Annotated in this window: 16 protein-coding genes; 7 read left to right on the forward strand and 9 right to left on the reverse strand. The window is 43.7% G+C overall.

Going from position 1 to position 17,487, the window contains the following annotated elements:
- Positions 1 to 113 precede the first annotated feature (113 nt).
- Complete coding sequence (locus X939_RS0109555) at positions 114 to 1,160, forward strand: Gfo/Idh/MocA family oxidoreductase (protein WP_025763034.1); 1,047 nt, start codon at positions 114 to 116, stop codon at positions 1,158 to 1,160.
- A 218-nt stretch (positions 1,161 to 1,378) separates the two neighbouring features.
- Here the strand turns inward: X939_RS0109555 and X939_RS0109560 are convergent, their stop codons facing one another.
- From X939_RS0109560 to X939_RS23620, 4 genes are all read right to left on the reverse strand, one after another.
- A complete protein-coding gene (locus X939_RS0109560; RefSeq protein WP_025763035.1) occupies positions 1,379 to 1,678 on the reverse strand; it encodes a Dabb family protein in 300 nt (99 codons plus the stop codon).
- Between the two features lie 32 nt (positions 1,679 to 1,710).
- Complete coding sequence (locus X939_RS0109565) at positions 1,711 to 2,784, reverse strand: sensor histidine kinase (RefSeq protein ID WP_025763036.1); 1,074 nt, start codon at positions 2,782 to 2,784, stop codon at positions 1,711 to 1,713.
- Between the two features lie 203 nt (positions 2,785 to 2,987).
- Entirely contained in the window at positions 2,988 to 4,262 is a 1,275-nt protein-coding gene (locus X939_RS0109570; protein ID WP_025763037.1) for a Glu/Leu/Phe/Val family dehydrogenase, read from the reverse strand.
- A 377-nt stretch (positions 4,263 to 4,639) separates the two neighbouring features.
- Positions 4,640 to 4,807: a hypothetical protein gene (locus X939_RS23620; protein WP_157493019.1), complete on the reverse strand. Its 168-nt coding sequence runs from the start codon at positions 4,805 to 4,807 to the stop codon at positions 4,640 to 4,642.
- 76 nt (positions 4,808 to 4,883) lie between these two features.
- On the opposite strand from X939_RS23620, the gene uppS reads away from it, so the two are divergent.
- From uppS to X939_RS0109600, 5 genes are all read left to right on the forward strand, one after another.
- On the forward strand, positions 4,884 to 5,636 hold the full coding sequence (uppS, locus tag X939_RS0109580; RefSeq protein ID WP_025763038.1) for an undecaprenyl pyrophosphate synthase: 753 nt from the start codon (positions 4,884 to 4,886) through the stop codon (positions 5,634 to 5,636).
- A 6-nt stretch (positions 5,637 to 5,642) separates the two neighbouring features.
- Positions 5,643 to 8,237, forward strand: coding sequence for an outer membrane protein assembly factor BamA (gene bamA / locus X939_RS0109585; RefSeq protein ID WP_025763039.1), 2,595 nt, complete (start codon positions 5,643 to 5,645; stop codon positions 8,235 to 8,237).
- A 50-nt stretch (positions 8,238 to 8,287) separates the two neighbouring features.
- Positions 8,288 to 8,914, forward strand: a complete 627-nt coding sequence (locus tag X939_RS0109590; RefSeq protein ID WP_025763040.1) for an OmpH/Skp family outer membrane protein — start codon at positions 8,288 to 8,290, stop codon at positions 8,912 to 8,914.
- 11 nt (positions 8,915 to 8,925) lie between these two features.
- Positions 8,926 to 9,546 carry an OmpH/Skp family outer membrane protein gene (locus tag X939_RS0109595; protein WP_025763041.1) on the forward strand — a complete coding sequence of 207 codons (621 nt, stop codon included), beginning with the start codon at positions 8,926 to 8,928 and terminating at the stop codon, positions 9,544 to 9,546.
- Between the two features lie 269 nt (positions 9,547 to 9,815).
- Positions 9,816 to 11,405, forward strand: a complete 1,590-nt coding sequence (locus X939_RS0109600) for a hypothetical protein (RefSeq protein WP_025763042.1) — start codon at positions 9,816 to 9,818, stop codon at positions 11,403 to 11,405.
- A gap of 37 nt (positions 11,406 to 11,442) precedes the next feature.
- Here X939_RS0109600 and X939_RS22280 read toward each other — a convergent pair whose 3' ends face one another.
- Together X939_RS22280 and X939_RS0109610 are read right to left on the reverse strand one after the other, a co-directional pair.
- Positions 11,443 to 12,207, reverse strand: a complete 765-nt coding sequence (locus X939_RS22280; RefSeq protein WP_025763043.1) for a lipoprotein signal peptidase — start codon at positions 12,205 to 12,207, stop codon at positions 11,443 to 11,445.
- Between the two features lie 53 nt (positions 12,208 to 12,260).
- Entirely contained in the window at positions 12,261 to 13,463 is a 1,203-nt protein-coding gene (locus tag X939_RS0109610) for a proline dehydrogenase family protein (protein WP_025763044.1), read from the reverse strand.
- A gap of 185 nt (positions 13,464 to 13,648) precedes the next feature.
- On the opposite strand from X939_RS0109610, the gene X939_RS0109615 reads away from it, so the two are divergent.
- Positions 13,649 to 14,743 carry a chorismate mutase gene (locus X939_RS0109615; protein WP_025763045.1) on the forward strand — a complete coding sequence of 365 codons (1,095 nt, stop codon included), beginning with the start codon at positions 13,649 to 13,651 and terminating at the stop codon, positions 14,741 to 14,743.
- A gap of 66 nt (positions 14,744 to 14,809) precedes the next feature.
- On the opposite strand, the gene X939_RS0109620 is transcribed toward X939_RS0109615, so the two are convergent.
- From X939_RS0109620 to X939_RS0109630, 3 genes are read right to left on the reverse strand one after another with little or no spacing between them, the layout of a single operon-like run.
- Positions 14,810 to 15,451 (reverse strand): SGNH/GDSL hydrolase family protein, encoded by a 642-nt coding sequence (locus X939_RS0109620; protein ID WP_025763046.1) that lies wholly within the window; start codon positions 15,449 to 15,451, stop codon positions 14,810 to 14,812.
- 16 nt (positions 15,452 to 15,467) lie between these two features.
- Positions 15,468 to 16,205 (reverse strand): LytR/AlgR family response regulator transcription factor, encoded by a 738-nt coding sequence (locus X939_RS0109625; protein WP_025763047.1) that lies wholly within the window; start codon positions 16,203 to 16,205, stop codon positions 15,468 to 15,470.
- Complete coding sequence (locus X939_RS0109630; RefSeq protein WP_025763048.1) at positions 16,202 to 17,275, reverse strand: sensor histidine kinase; 1,074 nt, start codon at positions 17,273 to 17,275, stop codon at positions 16,202 to 16,204. The genes X939_RS0109625 and X939_RS0109630 overlap by 4 nt, the downstream gene beginning before the upstream one ends.
- Positions 17,276 to 17,487: the final 212 nt, after the last annotated feature.

Here is a 17,487-nt window from a genome sequence, read left to right on the forward strand (position 1 = left end):
AGAGCGTTTATTTGCCCTGTAATTTGTCATTTTTAGTAAGTCCTGAGTACTTTAGTCTTTCTAGGATCACCATCTGATTTTTTAATTATAATTTTTCAAAAATTCGATAAATAATGAAAACCATCCGTACTGCCCTGCTATCCTTTGGGATGTCAGGTAAAATCTTTCATGCCCCTTTTTTAGCACTGCACCCTGGTTTCGAGCTTTTGGGATCGTGGGAACGAAGTAAAAAACTAATTCAAAAGGAGTATCCTCAGGCCATAAGCTATCCGAGTCTGGAAGCTATCCTCGAAGATAAAAGTATTGAGCTGGTCATTGTCAATACGCCCATCAATACCCATTTCGAATATACCAAGGCGGTTCTTCTTGCGGGGAAGCATGCTGTGGTCGAAAAGGCTTTTACGGTGACAGCGGCCGAGGCTATAGAGTTGGACGCCATAGCTCGTGAAAAGCGGGTAAAATTGTCAGTATTTCAGAATCGACGCTGGGATAGTGATTTTAAAACGGTTAAAAAAGTATTTGAACAAGGTCTGTTAGGAGATCTGGTAGAGGTAACCTTTGCTTATGAGCAACATCTTCCTGATCTTAATACCAAGGCGCATCTGGAAACCCCTTCTCCTGGTGCAGGTTTGTTGAGAGACCGTGGTTCGCATGTCACAGATCAAGCCCTGTCATTATTTGGAATGCCCGATGCTGTATTTGCCGATCTTCGCATCGTTCGAAGGGGTTCTCAAGTCAACGACTATTTCGATATGTTACTGTACTACCCAGACCTGCGGGTGCGGGTTAAGGGAAGTTTTATTTGCCGAGAGATGGCACCTGCTTACATTTTACATGGGCAACTTGGCTCCTTTTTGAAAAAACGAGGAGATCTGCAGGAAGATAGATTGGTAGCCGGTGAAAAGCCCGATGCGCAGAACTGGTCAGGAGAGGCCGAGGGAATGGAGGGCATTTTGCATACCCTTCGAAATGGTGAGGTGATCAGGGAAACAGTTCCTACTGAGAAGGGAAATTACCTGGATTATTACGAAGGAATCTACCAGTCTATCATTAACGGAACGCCAGAGCCAGTAACCGGAAGGGATGGTATCAACACCATGCGGGTATTGGAAGCCGCTCTGAAGAGTAATGAAGAAGGACGAGTTATTCCTATATTTTAACCAAGATACACAGGAGATTTTACTCTATAATCCGGACCACTCTCAACGGTTCGGATTTATAGTGTAAAAGCGCCTCGGAAAAGTTAGTATAGAAGTTATCCACAGCCTTTTACTTTCTTTCCACATTTCAATTAATTGATATTCAATTAATTAACAACTTATCCACATTTATCCACAGCCTGTGTGCGTAGAGTTGTGGATAAGTTGAAAATCCGGATTTAGGCTTCTACATCGTAGATCACGACTTTCTCCCATAAGTGGGCGCATTCTTCTACGAATTTGGTGTGAAGGGGATGAATTTGGTATACGTCATGAGCTGCCTCATCTTCGAATATCAGGACTTCTGCAAAGTCGTAAGTGGCGTCAATAACAGGCCGGCGGGTAGCAGCAGGAGGTCCTATATATGCCGCATGAATCGACTCTATGCCTTTCAAGCTTTCTATACCTTTAAGAAGGGCTGCGCGATCTGTTTCACTGGACTTGTCTTTTAACCAAAAAAATACGTTGTGAATAAACATGGTGTTATAGAATTATAAATGAATAAACTTATTTAAATGTCTCTTGGGCCCTGGTTCGGAAGGGTGGCAGATACAACTTTTTCTAACTTGAATGAGAAAGTAGTTCCTTTGTCGGGCTTAGACATGACCGCAATCTTGGTGTCATGAGCGTTGATAATATGTTTCACAATGGCCAGTCCCAAACCGGTTCCTCCCCGATCCTTGGATCGACTTTTGTCGACTCTATAAAACCTTTCGAAGATGCGAACCAAATGCTCCTGAGGGATGCCAGGTCCGTTGTCCCGAACGGAAATTTCAATATGTTTCTTACTTTCGCTAAAGTGAACAATCACTTTGCCATGGTCATTTCCATATTTAATAGCGTTTTCAATGAGGTTGAGCATCACCTGTTCGATGCGGTCCTGATCGGCCATGACCCAGACGGCACTGAGCTCATCTGGCTTTACTTTGAGGCTTACTTTCCTATCTGAAGCTATGTTTTCCAGTCTTCCGAATATATTTAAGGTCATCTGGAGCATATCCACTGGAGCCATGTTCATTTTGATATCTCCAGTTTCCATTTGAGATAGAACCAGTAAATCTTTCACTAGTATGTCCAAGCTATCCAGGTTTTTCGCTGCTTTTTTCAGAAAGCGCTCCCGAACCTTCTCGTCATCCATCGCTCCATCCAATAAGGTATGAATAAAACCCTGGGCAGCAAAAATGGGCGTCTTGAACTCGTGGGATACATCAGCCAGAAATTCTCTGCGAAATAGCTCTAGCTTTCTGAGTTCATCAATTTCTTTTTGCTTTTTGGTTACATAAACGAAAATCTCATCATTTACGGTCTTCAGGGGGTTCGATTCCTTAATCAACCTTTTGCGTGGGGTCATATTAAAGTCTTTCATCTTTAGTTTATGGATCGTGCGATACATCTTATTTACTTCTCTGAAAACCAGAATATCGACCGCATATAACACCAAAAAGAAAGAGCTTAGAAAGCAGGACATAAAGGTGACGAATTGCATGCTTCTATTGACCCCCACTACGAACGAAAGAAAGGCGGTGGTAATCGTGGAGATAATTAAGGCAAGCACAAAGGCAATGAAACGAGGACTTACGGACATGAGGGGTAATCGGATGAATTCGGAATTACTACCGGGGATTAATTTTGCTATAAAGGTATAAATATCCCATAAAGTTAAGCAGGGAGGAATAATAAATGAATATCATAACATTTTAATAATATCCTTTTGACATGAAAAACAGGATATAAAAAAAACAGGAACCGTATTTCGGAGGTTCCTGTTTCGTTGATCGTAGCGGGGCTCTAGAAGCCGCCGCGGTAGGTATAGGTGCTCGATACCTTCTCGATGGCTACTATATAGGCGGCGATCCGGAGGGAGACTTTGTATTTCAAGGAGGTTTGGTAAACCTTGTCGAACGAATCTTTCATAATCCGATCGGTCCGGCGATTCACTCTTTCCAAGGTCCATTTGTAACCTATCCGGTTTTGTACCCATTCAAAGTAAGAAACGGTAACTCCACCGGCATTGGCCAGAATATCGGGTACTACCATAATCCCTTTTTCATGGATGATATCGTCGGCTTTGGAGGAGGTTGGTCCGTTAGCACCCTCTACAATCATGCGCGCCTTAATGGCCCCGGCATTGATTTTGGTAATAACATCCTCCTTTGCTGCAGGAACGAGCACGTCGACAGGAATGGTGAAAAGTTCGTCGGGATTGAAAGTTTCTGCACCACTAAAGCCCTCCAAGGAGCCTCTATTGCTATCCCTGTAGGCGATGGCTGCATCGATATCGATGCCTTGGTCGTTATAATAGGCGCCTGAAATGTCACTAATGGCATGGATGGCCACGCCTCGTTCCCGAAGAAGTCGGGCGGCATGGCTTCCCACATTTCCAAATCCTTGGACCACAGCCGTCGCCCGGTAAGGGTTAATACGGAGCTTCTCCATGCCTGCCAGAGCCGACACCATCACACCTCTTCCTGTAGCTTCGGTGCGGCCTAAGGAGCCTCCGAGTACCAGGGGTTTGCCAGTCACCACGGCCTGTATGGTCATCCCCTTAGACTTGCTGTATTCGTCCATTAGCCAGGCCATTTCGCGGGGGCCAGTGCCCATATCGGGTGCTGGAATATCCTGATCGGGCCCGAAGACATCCAGCATGGCCGTTGTATAGGCGCGCATGAGTCGCTCCATTTCCCCCGCCGACATCTCGCGGGGGTTGCAGGCTACCCCTCCCTTGGCTCCGCCATAAGGAATGTCTACCACTGCGCATTTCCACGTCATCCAGGCAGCCAGGGCCCGCACTTCGTCAAGATTAACATCAGGGTCAAACCTGATTCCTCCTTTACTGGGGCCTAATATTGTGGAATGGATAACCCGGTATCCTTCAAAGGTCTTGATCTCACCCGAATCCATAGTCACAGGCAATCCTACGATTACCTGCTTACGAGGAACCTTCAATATTTGGTACATTTCTTCGGTAATGCCGAGTAGCTCCACCGCTTTATCGAAGCGTTGCATCATCGATTCCAAGGGGTTCTCCTTGTCCTTAATGGGAGCCGGTTCAATGTATGACATATTCTATTTAGTTAAATTGTTGATTTTGAGTCTGTTAGTAATTTTATGATCTTCTGTAATACAAACTTACTAGAATTAAAGTTCTAAAAGTAAAAAACTAATAAATCGCCAAATAATACTAAAAATGTAGAGCGTAGATTCTTTTTTATTTATAAAAATAGTGGAATCTTATAGGGGTAACGGCTCCTAAAACCAAATAAATGATAGGCCTATTTACCGATTATGAAATGTAAAAAAATACATTTATAATAGCCAATCGATGCGCAATATGGAGCCCTATTTGGCATCTCGTTGATAATTAATCTCCTGGACTTCTATTTGGGTAATGAAATAATGATTTTGTAGACCCCTTACTTATTCCTAAATTGCGACCTTGTTCAAATTATGGAAAATGAATCGGGGTTTATAAAGTTGAGAATCAGTAGCTTGTATAGGATGTGGTCGTTAAATGCGGTAAATTTGTCGGGTAATATCACAAACTGAGCATTTACTGCGTATAGGAAAACGGGCTGCCCTACTGCTGCTTCAGAACATATCTCGGTCATTGAATTATTTTGAAACGGAAAATCATAAGGCGTGATTTTACATTTTGTTAAAAAAGGTTAAAAGGGTTCAGTTACAATGAAGGAACTCATCGAGTTGAGCAATCTGCCCAAACATATAGCCGTTATCATGGATGGCAACGGCAGATGGGCGCAAAACCAGGGTGCAGCACGTATTTTTGGGCATAGAAACGCTATCAAGGCGGTGAGAGAGGTGACCGAGGGGAGTGTCGAAATAGGCGTTTCTTATCTAACACTATATGCTTTTTCTACCGAAAACTGGGGGAGACCCGAGTACGAAGTTCGTGCACTGATGGAGCTACTCGTTCAGTCCATCGGCAATGAACTGCCTACCATGATGAAGAATAATGTGAAGTTGAGTACTATTGGCGATATAGCCAGTTTGCCAGCAGGCTGCCAGAAAACTTTGAAGCAGGCTTGTGAAACGACTGAAAATAACACGGGATTGAATCTCATTCTGGCTTTGGGATATAGTGGGAAATGGGACATATTACAGGCTACAAAACGCATGGCTCAGGAGGCCAAAGATGGCTTGTTGAACCCTGCCGATATTACCGAACATACGATTAATTCCTATCTGGCTACGGAGGAAAGACCTCCGGTAGACCTGATGTTAAGGACCGGAGGAGATCACCGCATCAGCAACTTTCTGCTTTGGCAGCTCGCTTACTCCGAATTATATTTTTATGAAGATCTTTATTGGCCAGATTTTCGCCGAGAACATTTGTTCGAAGCTATTCTTTCCTACCAGAAACGAGAAAGAAGATTTGGAAAAACGGGCGATCAGATAAAAGAAAACAGTGCTAAGTAGAATTATATGAACCTAGTGAAATACTTGATGAAGCCATTAGCACATTTAAGAGGCGTGTTATTGATCATGTTAATATGTAGTGTTGTTTCCAAAGCTCAGCGTGTGGGTTTAGGAGCCAGCCCAAAGCCTGTTGCCCCTCTGGCTAATATGGGCATTGATCCTGCCAACCCAAAGGAATATACCATTGCCGAAGTAACCGTATCTGGCACTCAATTTTTGGATCCCAACTCTATGGTTTCTATTTCTGGCCTCAAGCCAGGGGATAAGATCAGGGTTCCGGGACCGTCCGTAACAGGTGCTATCAAGAAAATGATGGATTTTGGTACCCTCGACGATGTGGAAATACTCGCCACCAAAGTAGATGGAGAAAAGATTTGGCTCAATATTCATATTAAAGAGCGCCCCAGGCTATATAGTGTTACCTTTTCAGGCATACGAAAAGGAGAGCGGGAGACGCTTAATGATAAAGTTAAACTGATAAAGGGCCGGGTGATAACGCCAACTGTGATCAAAAACACCCAGCTCATTATTAAAAAATATTATATGGATAAGGGGTACTATAATACCAAAGTAAAGGTGTTACAGATACCAGATTCGTCTCGTGGGCAAGCTACGCTTAACTTCACCGTAACTAAAAACAAAAAGGTGAAGATTGAGGAAATCAACATAGAAGGCAATGAAGAGATCAGTGACCGTACCTTGAAAAGGAAGTTGAAAGGAACCAAAGAAAAGATGTTTGGCCGCCTCTTTAACCCTTCCAAATACATTCCTAAAAAATTCGACGAAGACAAGGAAAAGTTAATAGCCTATTATCGCAAAAATGGATACCGGGATGCCACCATCGATTTCGATTCGGTTACCAATAACGGAGAGACGATAAGCATTAATATGAAAATTGATGAAGGTAAGAAGTATTACTACCGGGATATTAGCTGGACAGGTAATTACTTATACACCTCCAAATATTTGAGCGAGCGCTTAGGCATCAAGAAAGGGGATGTTTATAACCCTGAAGAGTTGGATAAGAAAATCAATGGCATTCCAGGAGCAGATGTGAGTTCAATCTACATGGATGACGGATATCTTTATTTCCGAATTGACCCCGTAGAAAAAGCCGTTCAGGGAGATTCTATTGATATGGAGCTTCGTATGTTCGAAGGAAAACAAGCTACTATCAACCGGATATTACTGAATGGTAATACAAAGACGAGTGACCGGGTAGTCCTTCGTGAGCTCTTTACCCTTCCGGGCCAGAAATTCAGCAAAACGGAAATTATCAATACCCAGCGACAATTGTCCCAAATGGGATATTTTGATCCAGAGAAAATTCAGATCCAACCCATACCCAATCAGGCGGATGGTACTGTAGATATTGAATATACAGTTGAGGAAAAACCTTCGGATCAGATTGAGCTGTCTGGTGGTTGGGGAGGTTATATAGGTTTTGTGGGTACCCTTGGATTGGTATTTAATAACTTTTCGATCAAAAATATTCCCAACAGAGAGACCTGGAAACCTCTGCCTTCCGGAGATGGTCAGAAACTTTCTGTCCGCTTTCAAGCCAATGGTAAGCAGTATCAGACTTATTCACTGGGCTTTAGTGAGCCTTGGCTAGGAGGAAAGAAACCCATCAACTTCGGTGTGTCACTCCAAAGAACGGTGTATCGCCAAACTGATTATAACTCACTGTATGGCTATGGTACGGGAGGTTCTTCCGGAGGTATCAAATATCGGGGTGGGTATTTCAATAATGGGGTGACCGTTTCATTGGGGCGTCGCCTTCGCGAGCCTGATCGTAACCTTGTATTGACGCACTCCCTTTCTTATAACCGCTATCGTCTCGATTCCATTAATATCTTTGGCGGTAATTATAATACAGGAGTTTCTAATAATATTGCCTTTAATACCACGATCTCAAGAAACACACTGAGCGACTTGCAGTTTCCTAGATCTGGTAGCAATATCTCGCTCAGTGCGACCCTGACACCGCCCTATTCGGCATTCAGGAAAACAGATTACAGCGATAATGCTGAACGATATCGTTGGGTAGAATACCATAAGTATATGTTTGATGCGAGTTATTACGCTACCATCACGGGAAAATTGGTTCTTTCGGCCCGAACCCATATGGGGTATCTTGGGCGCTATGGTGACAAAGCGGGCTTTAGTCCTTTTGGCCGATTCGTTCTGGGAGGATCCGGATTAGCAGGGCAGGGGGCGTTCTCACTTGCCGATCAGGATATTATTGGCCTAAGGGGGTACCAAGATCAGTTGGTAGGACCTATTGTCAACAATCGGCCTGCCGATGGGGGAGGTATCGTTTATAATAAGTACGTCATGGAATTGCGCTATCCTGTTTCGCTCAATCCCCAGGCAACTATATTTATATTGGGCTTTGCCGAGGGAGGAAATAACTGGGGATCCTACCAGAAATTTAATCCATTCGACTTGAAAAGGTCGGCCGGAGTCGGCGCCAGAATCTTTATGCCAGCATTCGGCCTTCTGGGTATAGACTGGGGCTACGGATTTGATCCTCTGGACGGCCAATCCAAACGTTCTGGAGCTCAGTTCCATTTTACCATTGGACAGCAAATCAGATAATATAAACTCAACGATTTCGTTAGTTGGTTGCATTTTATTATGATCTTGGCATGAAGAAGATTTTTATTTTACTAGTTTTGTCTGTAATATCGACTTCAACTGTCGTAGCCCAGAAAATCGGGTATACCGATATGGAGTATATTACCAGCAAAATGCCTGAATATCAGATGGCCCAAGCGGAAATGAAAAAATTTTCGGAAAAATGGGCTAAGGAAATACAGGATAAATTCGGTGAAGTAGATCGGCTTCAGCGTGCATATATGGCAGAGGAAGTGCTGCTCACGGAAGATTTGAAGCGCAAGCGTCAGGCAGAAATTCAAAGTAAGGAGATTGAAGCCAGGGAATACAACAGTAAGATTTTTGGAATGGATGGATTGATGTTCCAGAAGAAAAAGGAATTGATGAAACCCGTTCTGGAACGAGTACAAAGGGCAGTCAATAAAGTCTGTAGCCAACGGAGAATCGATTTTATGTTCGATAAGTCAAGTGACATGGGCATGCTTTATACCAACCCCCGTCACGACTATTCCGATTATATAATCGAAGAGCTTGGCCTCAATGAAAAAAATGAAGGGGTAGCCGCCAAAAATACGACAGACATTAAAAGTGCAGTAGACAATAGTAAAACCGAAGAAAGTAACCCCAAACAAAAAAGTACAACCAATAAACGTAAATAAGTAACAACGCAATGAAACAAAAATTAATGGCTTTTATGGTCGTAATGACCATCTTCAGTACATCGCTGGTAGCTCAAACGCCTCTTACCAAGATCGGATATACCAATGTAGATTTCGTGATCGCTAGGTTGCCAGAAGCTAAAAAAATGCAAAATGAACTGGAAGTAACTAAAGCGCAACTCGATAAGGCAATAGGAGAAACTTATAAAGAGTTTCAAGACAAGTATGAGGCCTACCAAAAGAACGGGGCCAATATGACTGATGTGATTCGTGCCGACAAGGAAAAGGAATTGCAGAGTCTTCAGACCCGCGTGCAGGAAATGCAGAACAATGCTCAGACATCTCTGCAGAATAAGCAACAACAACTTTTGGAGCCAATTTTGACAAAAGTTAATGATGCAATTCAGGCCGTAGGTAAGGAAAATGGATTTCTTTATATCCTGAATATGGACGCTGGTCAGGGTACGACCCCGATCATCCTGTTTGCTGCATCAGAAGAAAATAATGCAACGGATTTGATTTTGAAGAAGTTGGGCGTAGATCCTGACAAAGTAGAAGCAGAAGTAACTCCTGCTGCTGCACCTGCTAAGCCTGCTACTACAACGCCGGCACCTGCACCTAAGAAAAAATAATTCTCCCGCTGTTGCGGGACCTATACCGGGGAATAGTCTGAAAATGGCCGTTCCCCGGTTTTTATGTTTTACCAACCTCAGGAATTTTACCAGATTGGGCTGTGTTAAGGTAATGTGGAAATAGTACAAAAAGCGGTAGCAGTAGTAGGAGTTCGAATCTGTAATTGGAATTTGATTCTATTATCGCTTGTCCATTGTACGGTATTTACGAAATTTGCGTTAACATTAAATTAGTGACTGCTTCATAAAATTATTCATATTCTTGCCCTATGGTTTTCACAAATGTTTTTAGAATATTTCTATTCGTTTTATTGGCTTTAGCGAGTACGGTAGCCACTGCTCAGGAGCAGACGGGGCAACCTTTTCAACTGGTTTTTCCTAACGATGCCGATTGGAATGTAGTTGAAGAAGGGAAGGAAATTAACTTTCATCTTCAGGCAAGAGGCCAGAAAGGCGACAGCCTTCAATATAGTATTACGAGTGGGCTAAGGAAGGAGATGTATTTCGATTCTTTAGGACATTTTGTATGGACTCCTGGCTTCGAAGTAGCCGATCGGATTAATACGGTTAAAACCGTCTCCGTTGTTTTCGAAGCCCAGTCTAGTCTCGGAGAGTCGGTGGCCAAAGAGGTTCTTTTTAAGGTGGTCCATGTTAACCGCCCGCCAGTTGTCGATGAGCTCAAACCTTTTTATGTACAGTATAAAACACAGAATACTTATCAGATCGATATGAATTCTGTTCGGGATCCGGATGGAGACCCGGTCGTATTTATACCAATTTTGGACGGAGGAATGCCTGAAGGGATGCGCCTGACGGCGAGTGGAGAAGTCATTTGGGAGCCCTCTATCAAACAGTTCAATATCCTCAGGGAAGCCCCTAGATATATGGAGTTTTATGTGGAAGATCAACCTGCCAAAGAACGGACTAAAGGGAAGCTCAGGCTGGAAATAACGCAAATGGACCTCGCCCCTGACTTTACCATCATTCCTCAGACTACCGTTGTGAAAAGTCTGGAGAATAACCGGATTAACCTTCGATTCAGCCTGTCGGACCCGAATGGAGAGGATGATATTTCAACCTTTAATTTTATATCGGAAAATAAACGGGTACCCGCATCAGCCTTGGTGAAAAATACGGCCACCAGCTATGAGTTTATCTGGGAGCCTGGCTACGATTTTGTTAATGACCCCTTCGATACCCTGGCTTTCGATGTGGTATTTTATGTGATGGACAAGGCTCATAATAAACGCGAGCGGACGATTCATTTCGTGATCAAAAATACGGTAGATGAAAGTGTTCGGGATACCTACTTGTTCAATCTATATAAGGGAGCGCTGGTAAATGCCTGGGGTCTTTTGGAGCAAATGAAAGAACGGGAAGGGGAATTAAAGCGTGCGTATGCTAAGGCGAAGAAAGGGAAGAAGAGCCGTTCCTTATTGAATGCTTCACTGGGTGTTACCACCGGTTTGTCTTCCGTAATTGCCAAGTCTGATCCTAACTTAAGAAGTTATATTACCACCATTGGAGGCACCACCGTTGCCACGGTAGGTACTTTGGAAGCCACAGAGGTGATTGGTAAGTCTGTCAATGGGCTTTTGGATCGGTTTAACTATGTGATGCAAAAGAAAAATGAACTCCAGAATAAAGGAGATGTTTTTGCTCGGGAATATGCACAGAAGTCGGCTCGACGTCAGAACGATTTTATCAAGAAACTAGACGAATTTAAGGCCTTGATGAATCTTAGTGGTTTGGTAGCCTTAGAGCTGGACGCCAATTGGGAAAACAAAAAGGAAGCCACCGATGCGGCTATTAAGCGTACCTTCAAGGACTTCTTGCCCTTAGATCTCGAAAACCAATAGTTTTATAATTAGAATACAGGCAAACGCCCAGGCAGGTTTATCCTTGACTGGGCGTTTGTTTTGAGGGGTTGTCCTCCTCTTTGTTGATATCTGTATGGCCTTCCAGATCCGGCGTCCTGATATCGGTACTAGGGCCTTCCCCGCTAACATCTGTTTCTGTCAGTTGTGTGGACACTTCCTCTGGATTGTCCTGATCTGATAGGGTAGAGGAAGGCTCCTGCTGCGGTTGCATCTGATTCTGAAATATAAGGACGCTGCAAACGCCAATGAAAATACAGGAATCTGCAATATTGAATATGGGGGTAGAATAATATTGCCCTCCCCAGATGGGCACCCAGTCGGGAATAAACCCTTCCCAGAAATCAACAAATATCATGTCTATTACCTGTCCATGAAACCATGGAGTAGGAGAGCCATAGGGGGCATTGCCTAATAATACGCCGTAGAAAGTGCTATCGATGACGTTTCCTACCGCACCAGCCAGGATCAATGATAAAGCCCAGAGCAAAGACTTTGGTGCTCCTGTGCGGGCCAGATGGATCAAATACCAGCCAATACCTACCATAGCCAAAAGACGGAATAGCGTGAGAAATAACTTGCCATATTCATGTCCTAGCTGCATACCGAAGGCCATACCCGGGTTTAGGACATAATGCAATTTTAACCAGTCTCCTATCAATGGGATTTGTCCAGAGAAGCCTGGCTCCATATACTGATGCACCAGCATCTTGGATGCCTGATCGATAAGGATTAATAACAGACTAAACAGTAAATATGGCGTAGGATTCTTATAATGCTTCATTCGGGTAACGACCTGGAATCTTTTGATTAGGATGCTAAATTAAGGAAGATTCATTACAAACTACCGATTCCTCTTCTGTCCAATTCATTTTTTATCAACTTGTACTCTCTACTGCTTTGTCCGGACATGGCGGTATTTTCTTGTGCTCGCCTGATGAGGTAGGGCATAACAGAGGCAATCGGGCCATAAGGCACATATTTGGCTGTATTATAACCGGCCTTGGCCAGGTTGAAGCTAATGTTATCGCTCATTCCCAACAATTGCGCAAACCAGATGCGAGGGTCGTCATTGGCAAGGCCTATCCGCTGCATTCTGCAAGCACAGTATTGGCTACTATATTCATTATGCGTTCCAAGGCATATGGCAATGAATTGCAAATGTTCTAAACAAAAGTCTATAGCCGCATTATAATCTTGGTCAACGGCCTCCTTGCTGGTGTGGATAGGGCTAGAATAGTTGTTTTCTCTGGCTCTAAGCCGTTCTTTTTCCATATACGCACCTCTTACGAGCTTAGCACCAATATGATAACCTTTCTCCCTGGCCTTGAGATAGGCGGCTTTCAGAGCTTCGAATGTCTCATGGCGGTAAAGCTGGTAAGTATTAAAAATGATGGCTTTTTCTTGATTGTATTTTTCCATCATCTCATAAGCCAGCAGATCGATTATGTCCTGAATCCAACTTTCCTCAGCATCGACAAACAGGCGGACATCTTTCTGGAATGCACTTTGGCACAGGGTTTCTACCCGCTGCTTCACCCTGGCAAATGCTTCTTCCTCTTCCTGGCTCAGGGTCTGAGCGCGCTGTACTTTCTCTAATAAGTCCGAAGAGGCAATCCCACTTATTTTAAAGACACAAAAGGGGATATGGGCATTATCGGCGGCCTTGTCAATGGATTTTAACAGTTCATCCATGGTGTGGGCGAAGCTCTCCTCGGTTTCTTCTCCCTCTACCGAATAGTCTAATATGGTGCCAATGCCAGCCTGCCCCAAGCGGGCTATCGTGGAGTCGCATTGGCTAATGGTCTCACCACCACAGAATTGTTCAAAAATGGTGCTACGAATAAGATTTTTTATCGGTAAGTGAAGTTTTAGTGCAAGCTTTAGAAAAAAAGTGCCTAAATTTACCGCTCTACTCTGGTTCATGACTTTGAACAGCCAATAGGTTTTACGAAGCTGACCGTCTGATTTTGAGGAGAATGCAACCGAAATGTCTTCGAAGGATACGGGGGGATGATTTTTTTGAGCAGGATGATCCATCTTTTAAATACTATATTTAAAAATGACTAAATCCAAGTTCCATGAACTGAGCAGAGTAAAGTTTTGATGCATATTCGGATGTGAGATGATTTGTGGCTTCAAATGTACACCAATCTCCGAAATGTGCATAATGTAGAATCGAATAATTACAATTTTCTATTTATCCTAAGGACAAGTTTTTGAATATGAATGCTTCTTTAGACATCCTACCGCTAAGCAGTTGGATTAATACCGAGGGTAAGCCCTTGGTGATTGCCGGGCCTTGCAGTGCAGAGACCGAGGAACAAATGTTAGAAACCGCAAGCCAGATCAAGAAGGAAGGATTTGCGCACGTAATCCGTGCCGGTGTATGGAAACCACGTACACGTCCGGGTAGCTTTGAGGGCATGGGTGAGGCAGCATTGCCTTGGTTACAGCAAGTGAAGAAAGAAACTGGCATGCCTGTAGCCGTAGAGGTGGCTAATCCGCAGCATATTGAACTTGCCCTGAAGTATGGTGTAGACATCCTTTGGGTGGGCGCACGTACTACCGTCAACCCTTTTAATGTGCAAGAACTTGCCGATGCTCTGAAAGGAGTTGACGTACCTGTCTTGGTGAAAAACCCTGTAAATCCAGATCTTCAATTATGGGTAGGAGCCTTAGAGCGTCTTAATCAAGCTGGCGTGAAGAAACTGGGGGCGATCCACCGTGGGTTCTCCAATGCACAAGAGACTAAGTTCAGAAACTCTCCGATGTGGAATATCGCCATTGAGTTGAAAACTTTGTTCCCTGAGCTACCTGTAATAGGCGATCCTAGCCATATGGCAGGTAAGCGTGCCTATCTTTTTGAAATTGCACAGCGTGCATTAGATTTGAACTACGACGGTTTGATCATTGAATCGCACCGCGAGCCAGAGAAAGCATGGTCGGATGCTGCTCAGCAGTTGACACCAGCCGCCCTTGGCGAAATGCTTCATGAGCTTCACGTAAGAAAAGAATCTTATGGTAGCGACTACCAAACGCAATTGGAAGTTGTTCGTGGCAAAATAGATAACCTTGATCGCGAATTACTGGAAAATCTTGCTGCTCGTATGTCCTTGGTTGAAAAACTGGCGGAGTACAAGCGTGATAATAATGTTGCCGCTTATCAGGTAGACCGCTTCCGCGAAGTATTGGAAACGCGTGCTGGCTGGGGTAAAAGCCTTAACTTATATCCTAACCTAGTGGACGAGCTTTTCAAGCTTGTACATATGGAGTCGATCCGTAAGCAAACCGAGGTTATGAACCAGGTGAATGCCTAGTCTTCCTTTCAGGAATAATATAATAAAAAAGCCGGTCTTCCTGAGGAGGACCGGCTTTTTTTCGGTCTAAATTGCCAATTCTTGGAGTACCCGGTTTATCTCTGCGCCCCATAGTTTGTAAGCGGCTTCATTTAGGTGGGTTTGGTCTACCGCATAGCGCGCCAGCAGGCCCCGGGAGTCCGATAGATATTGGTTTGGATTCAGATAACGGATACTATGTTTTTCACAGTACTGCACCAAGAATCCATTCAGAAGATCTACCTGAGCTCTGCTGTAAGCATTATCCTGTTCGTAAAGCGTAAGCGAAACTACGGGTACTATTCCTTCTGCCAGCAGCCGCTCGAGAATAGCGGTATAATGACGCTGGATATTCTTTTGAGAAACTCCAATCGTAATATCGTTTATGCCTCCCATGATAAAACATATCTTGGGCTTTTTAGAAATGACTTGTCGCTCCAAGGATTCTAAGAAGTGGTAAGTTGCCTGGCCTGGAAGGGCAGCGTTCAGTACGTCGGTACGTCCGAGTAGTTCCACCCATTTTCCTTGTGCCGTAATGGAGTTTCCATACATTATAATGGTATATTCTCCTTGAACCTGAACATAACGCTGATAAAGCTTGTCACGATAAACAAAGCCTAAGCCAAAGATGGCTGCCAGCAATAGAATGTTGATCAGAACGGACAAAGTCAGTTTCCATTTTTTTACCATATTCCTTTCGAATTGGTTAGAGCCATTTGCTCAAAAACTGGTTGAAGGCAGGTTTATATTGATCGCTAACCGGAATCTGTTGACCTTCAATCTGAATGCTGTTCTTAGAGATGGCACTAATCTGATCCAGATTGACGATGTAAGAGCGATGCACCCTCATAAACTTGTTTGCCGGAAGCTTGTCCTCCAAAGCTTTAAGACTAATGAGTGATAGCAAGGGCTTAGGATCGTGCTTTAGATGTACCTTCACGTAATCTTTGAGTCCTTCCATATATAAAATATCATTGTATAGAACCCGGTACATTTGATATTCTACTTTCAAAAATAAGAAATCTTCACGCTGTTCAGAGGTAACCATAGGTTGTGCGGCCTTATGAACCAGCTCCATATAGGTCTGGGCCTTGGTAGCTGCCCTTAGAAACTCCTCGTAATTAAAAGGTTTTAAAAGGTAGTCCAGTGCATCGACTTTATATCCCTCTAAAGCGAAATGATTGAAAGCGGTGGTGAAGATGATCTTCGGGGTTCTTCCCTCTGTTTTATCAATGACCCTTGCCAGTTCTATTCCTGTAAGGTCAGGCATTTGGATATCCAGAAAAATCAAATCTATATCCAGACTATGAATGGCCTCCAAGGCTTCCACGGCACTACTGAAGCGGCCCTTCAGTTCAAGAAAGGGTGTTTTATCTACAAAAGAGCTGACAAGGCCCAAGGCCAGGGGTTCGTCGTCGACGGCTATACAGGTAACTCGGTTCATACAGTTTCTAGGTCTAGCCTTACTTCATAAGCTCTGTTGGCAAGATCTTCCTTTACTTCCAGCTGATACTTTCCCGGATAGAGCAAGTCCAGTCGTCGTTGGGTGTTGACCAGCCCAATACCATTACTTTGATCGATAGAGCTAGACTTTTTTACAAATAAAGTATTGATAACCTCCACATGCAAGTGTTGTTGGTCTTGGCTAATGGTTATGTTAATTTCACTAGGGTCTGTCGCACTTACCCCATGCTTAAAGGCATTTTCGATAAAGGGTAAAAATAACATAGGAGCGATATCGATATCCACTAATGGGCTAGGGGGAAGTAACGTAACCCGCACCTTATCGGTAAGACGCAGCTGCATAAGCTGGATATAATCCTGAGCGAAGGCAATTTCTTGACTGAGTCTTACCGTTTCACGCTGGGTATCGTAAAGCACATAACGCATCAGTCTTGAAAGCTTGTGAAGGGCCTGTTGAGCAGCCTCTACATCGATAATTGTAAGCGCATAAATATTATTAAGGGTATTGAAAAAGAAGTGCGGATTAATCTGTGCCTTTAGGAAGCTTAGCTCTGAATTTATTTTTTGTTGCTCCAGTTCTTGTCTGAATTCCCGGTCGAGCTGGGCATTGCGTACGGCTGCTATGCTGGTACTTACCCCAATAATGATCAAGGCAGTTAGCAGGGCGAAGTAATCAATTTTCTCCTTAGGCTTTCGAGGGCCTGGAGTTTGGCTAGCCGCCTTGAAGGCCTTTTCCATATACTCCCCATGCTTAAGCAAGTCTTTTACCTGCTCCATGGACGCCGCTAAGATAAATACGGCCAGTATGTTCAATAATATGAAGGGAAGGATCTTGTTCTTGGCAAGAAAGCGGGGGTACAGAAGATAATAATTTAAGTAAAATAAGGCTATCAGCAAGAAAAACTGAACACATGCTTTAGCCCAGAATGTATAGGGAAGTTCCACCTGCCAGCTCAACGGCTGCCAGGTCATTAAAAAGGCCAGGAAGCTCCATCCCAGTATGTGTAAGAGTATGGGAGGGTATTTTTTTGAGGCCGTTGTTGCGTTCATGGTATTCTGATTGGTATGGGCCCAATAGAGGGCTATAATACTACAATCATAACGCTTATTTATCAAGAAATAGTCAGAAATCGATCAGAATTGGTTGTAAATCGACCGCTTGTAGCTTTTTATCTATTACCAGGCAAGTTTGAAATAAGCGAGAAACGAAGTCAAGCGCCGAGGGCTTCGTCGGTGAATTTGCCCAATTGATCTATCGCTAC

Source organism: Dyadobacter tibetensis Y620-1, assembly GCF_000566685.1.
GTDB lineage: Bacteria > Bacteroidota > Bacteroidia > Cytophagales > Spirosomataceae > Dyadobacter > Dyadobacter tibetensis.

What these genes read in the sequence shown, in the direction of transcription:
- X939_RS0109555 (WP_025763034.1), top strand. Translation starts at nt 114, where the DNA reads ATGAAAACCATCCGTACTGCCCTGCTATCCTTTGGGATGTCAGGTAAA.
- X939_RS0109560 (WP_025763035.1), bottom strand. Translation starts at nt 1,678, where the DNA reads ATGTTTATTCACAACGTATTTTTTTGGTTAAAAGACAAGTCCAGTGAA.
- X939_RS0109565 (WP_025763036.1), bottom strand. Translation starts at nt 2,784, where the DNA reads ATGTCCGTAAGTCCTCGTTTCATTGCCTTTGTGCTTGCCTTAATTATC.
- X939_RS0109570 (WP_025763037.1), bottom strand. Translation starts at nt 4,262, where the DNA reads ATGTCATACATTGAACCGGCTCCCATTAAGGACAAGGAGAACCCCTTG.
- X939_RS23620 (WP_157493019.1), bottom strand. Translation starts at nt 4,807, where the DNA reads ATGACCGAGATATGTTCTGAAGCAGCAGTAGGGCAGCCCGTTTTCCTA.
- uppS (WP_025763038.1), top strand. Translation starts at nt 4,884, where the DNA reads ATGAAGGAACTCATCGAGTTGAGCAATCTGCCCAAACATATAGCCGTT.
- bamA (WP_025763039.1), top strand. Translation starts at nt 5,643, where the DNA reads ATGAACCTAGTGAAATACTTGATGAAGCCATTAGCACATTTAAGAGGC.
- X939_RS0109590 (WP_025763040.1), top strand. Translation starts at nt 8,288, where the DNA reads ATGAAGAAGATTTTTATTTTACTAGTTTTGTCTGTAATATCGACTTCA.
- X939_RS0109595 (WP_025763041.1), top strand. Translation starts at nt 8,926, where the DNA reads ATGAAACAAAAATTAATGGCTTTTATGGTCGTAATGACCATCTTCAGT.
- X939_RS0109600 (WP_025763042.1), top strand. Translation starts at nt 9,816, where the DNA reads ATGGTTTTCACAAATGTTTTTAGAATATTTCTATTCGTTTTATTGGCT.
- X939_RS22280 (WP_025763043.1), bottom strand. Translation starts at nt 12,207, where the DNA reads ATGAAGCATTATAAGAATCCTACGCCATATTTACTGTTTAGTCTGTTA.
- X939_RS0109610 (WP_025763044.1), bottom strand. Translation starts at nt 13,463, where the DNA reads ATGGATCATCCTGCTCAAAAAAATCATCCCCCCGTATCCTTCGAAGAC.
- X939_RS0109615 (WP_025763045.1), top strand. Translation starts at nt 13,649, where the DNA reads ATGAATGCTTCTTTAGACATCCTACCGCTAAGCAGTTGGATTAATACC.
- X939_RS0109620 (WP_025763046.1), bottom strand. Translation starts at nt 15,451, where the DNA reads ATGGTAAAAAAATGGAAACTGACTTTGTCCGTTCTGATCAACATTCTA.
- X939_RS0109625 (WP_025763047.1), bottom strand. Translation starts at nt 16,205, where the DNA reads ATGAACCGAGTTACCTGTATAGCCGTCGACGACGAACCCCTGGCCTTG.
- X939_RS0109630 (WP_025763048.1), bottom strand. Translation starts at nt 17,275, where the DNA reads ATGAACGCAACAACGGCCTCAAAAAAATACCCTCCCATACTCTTACAC.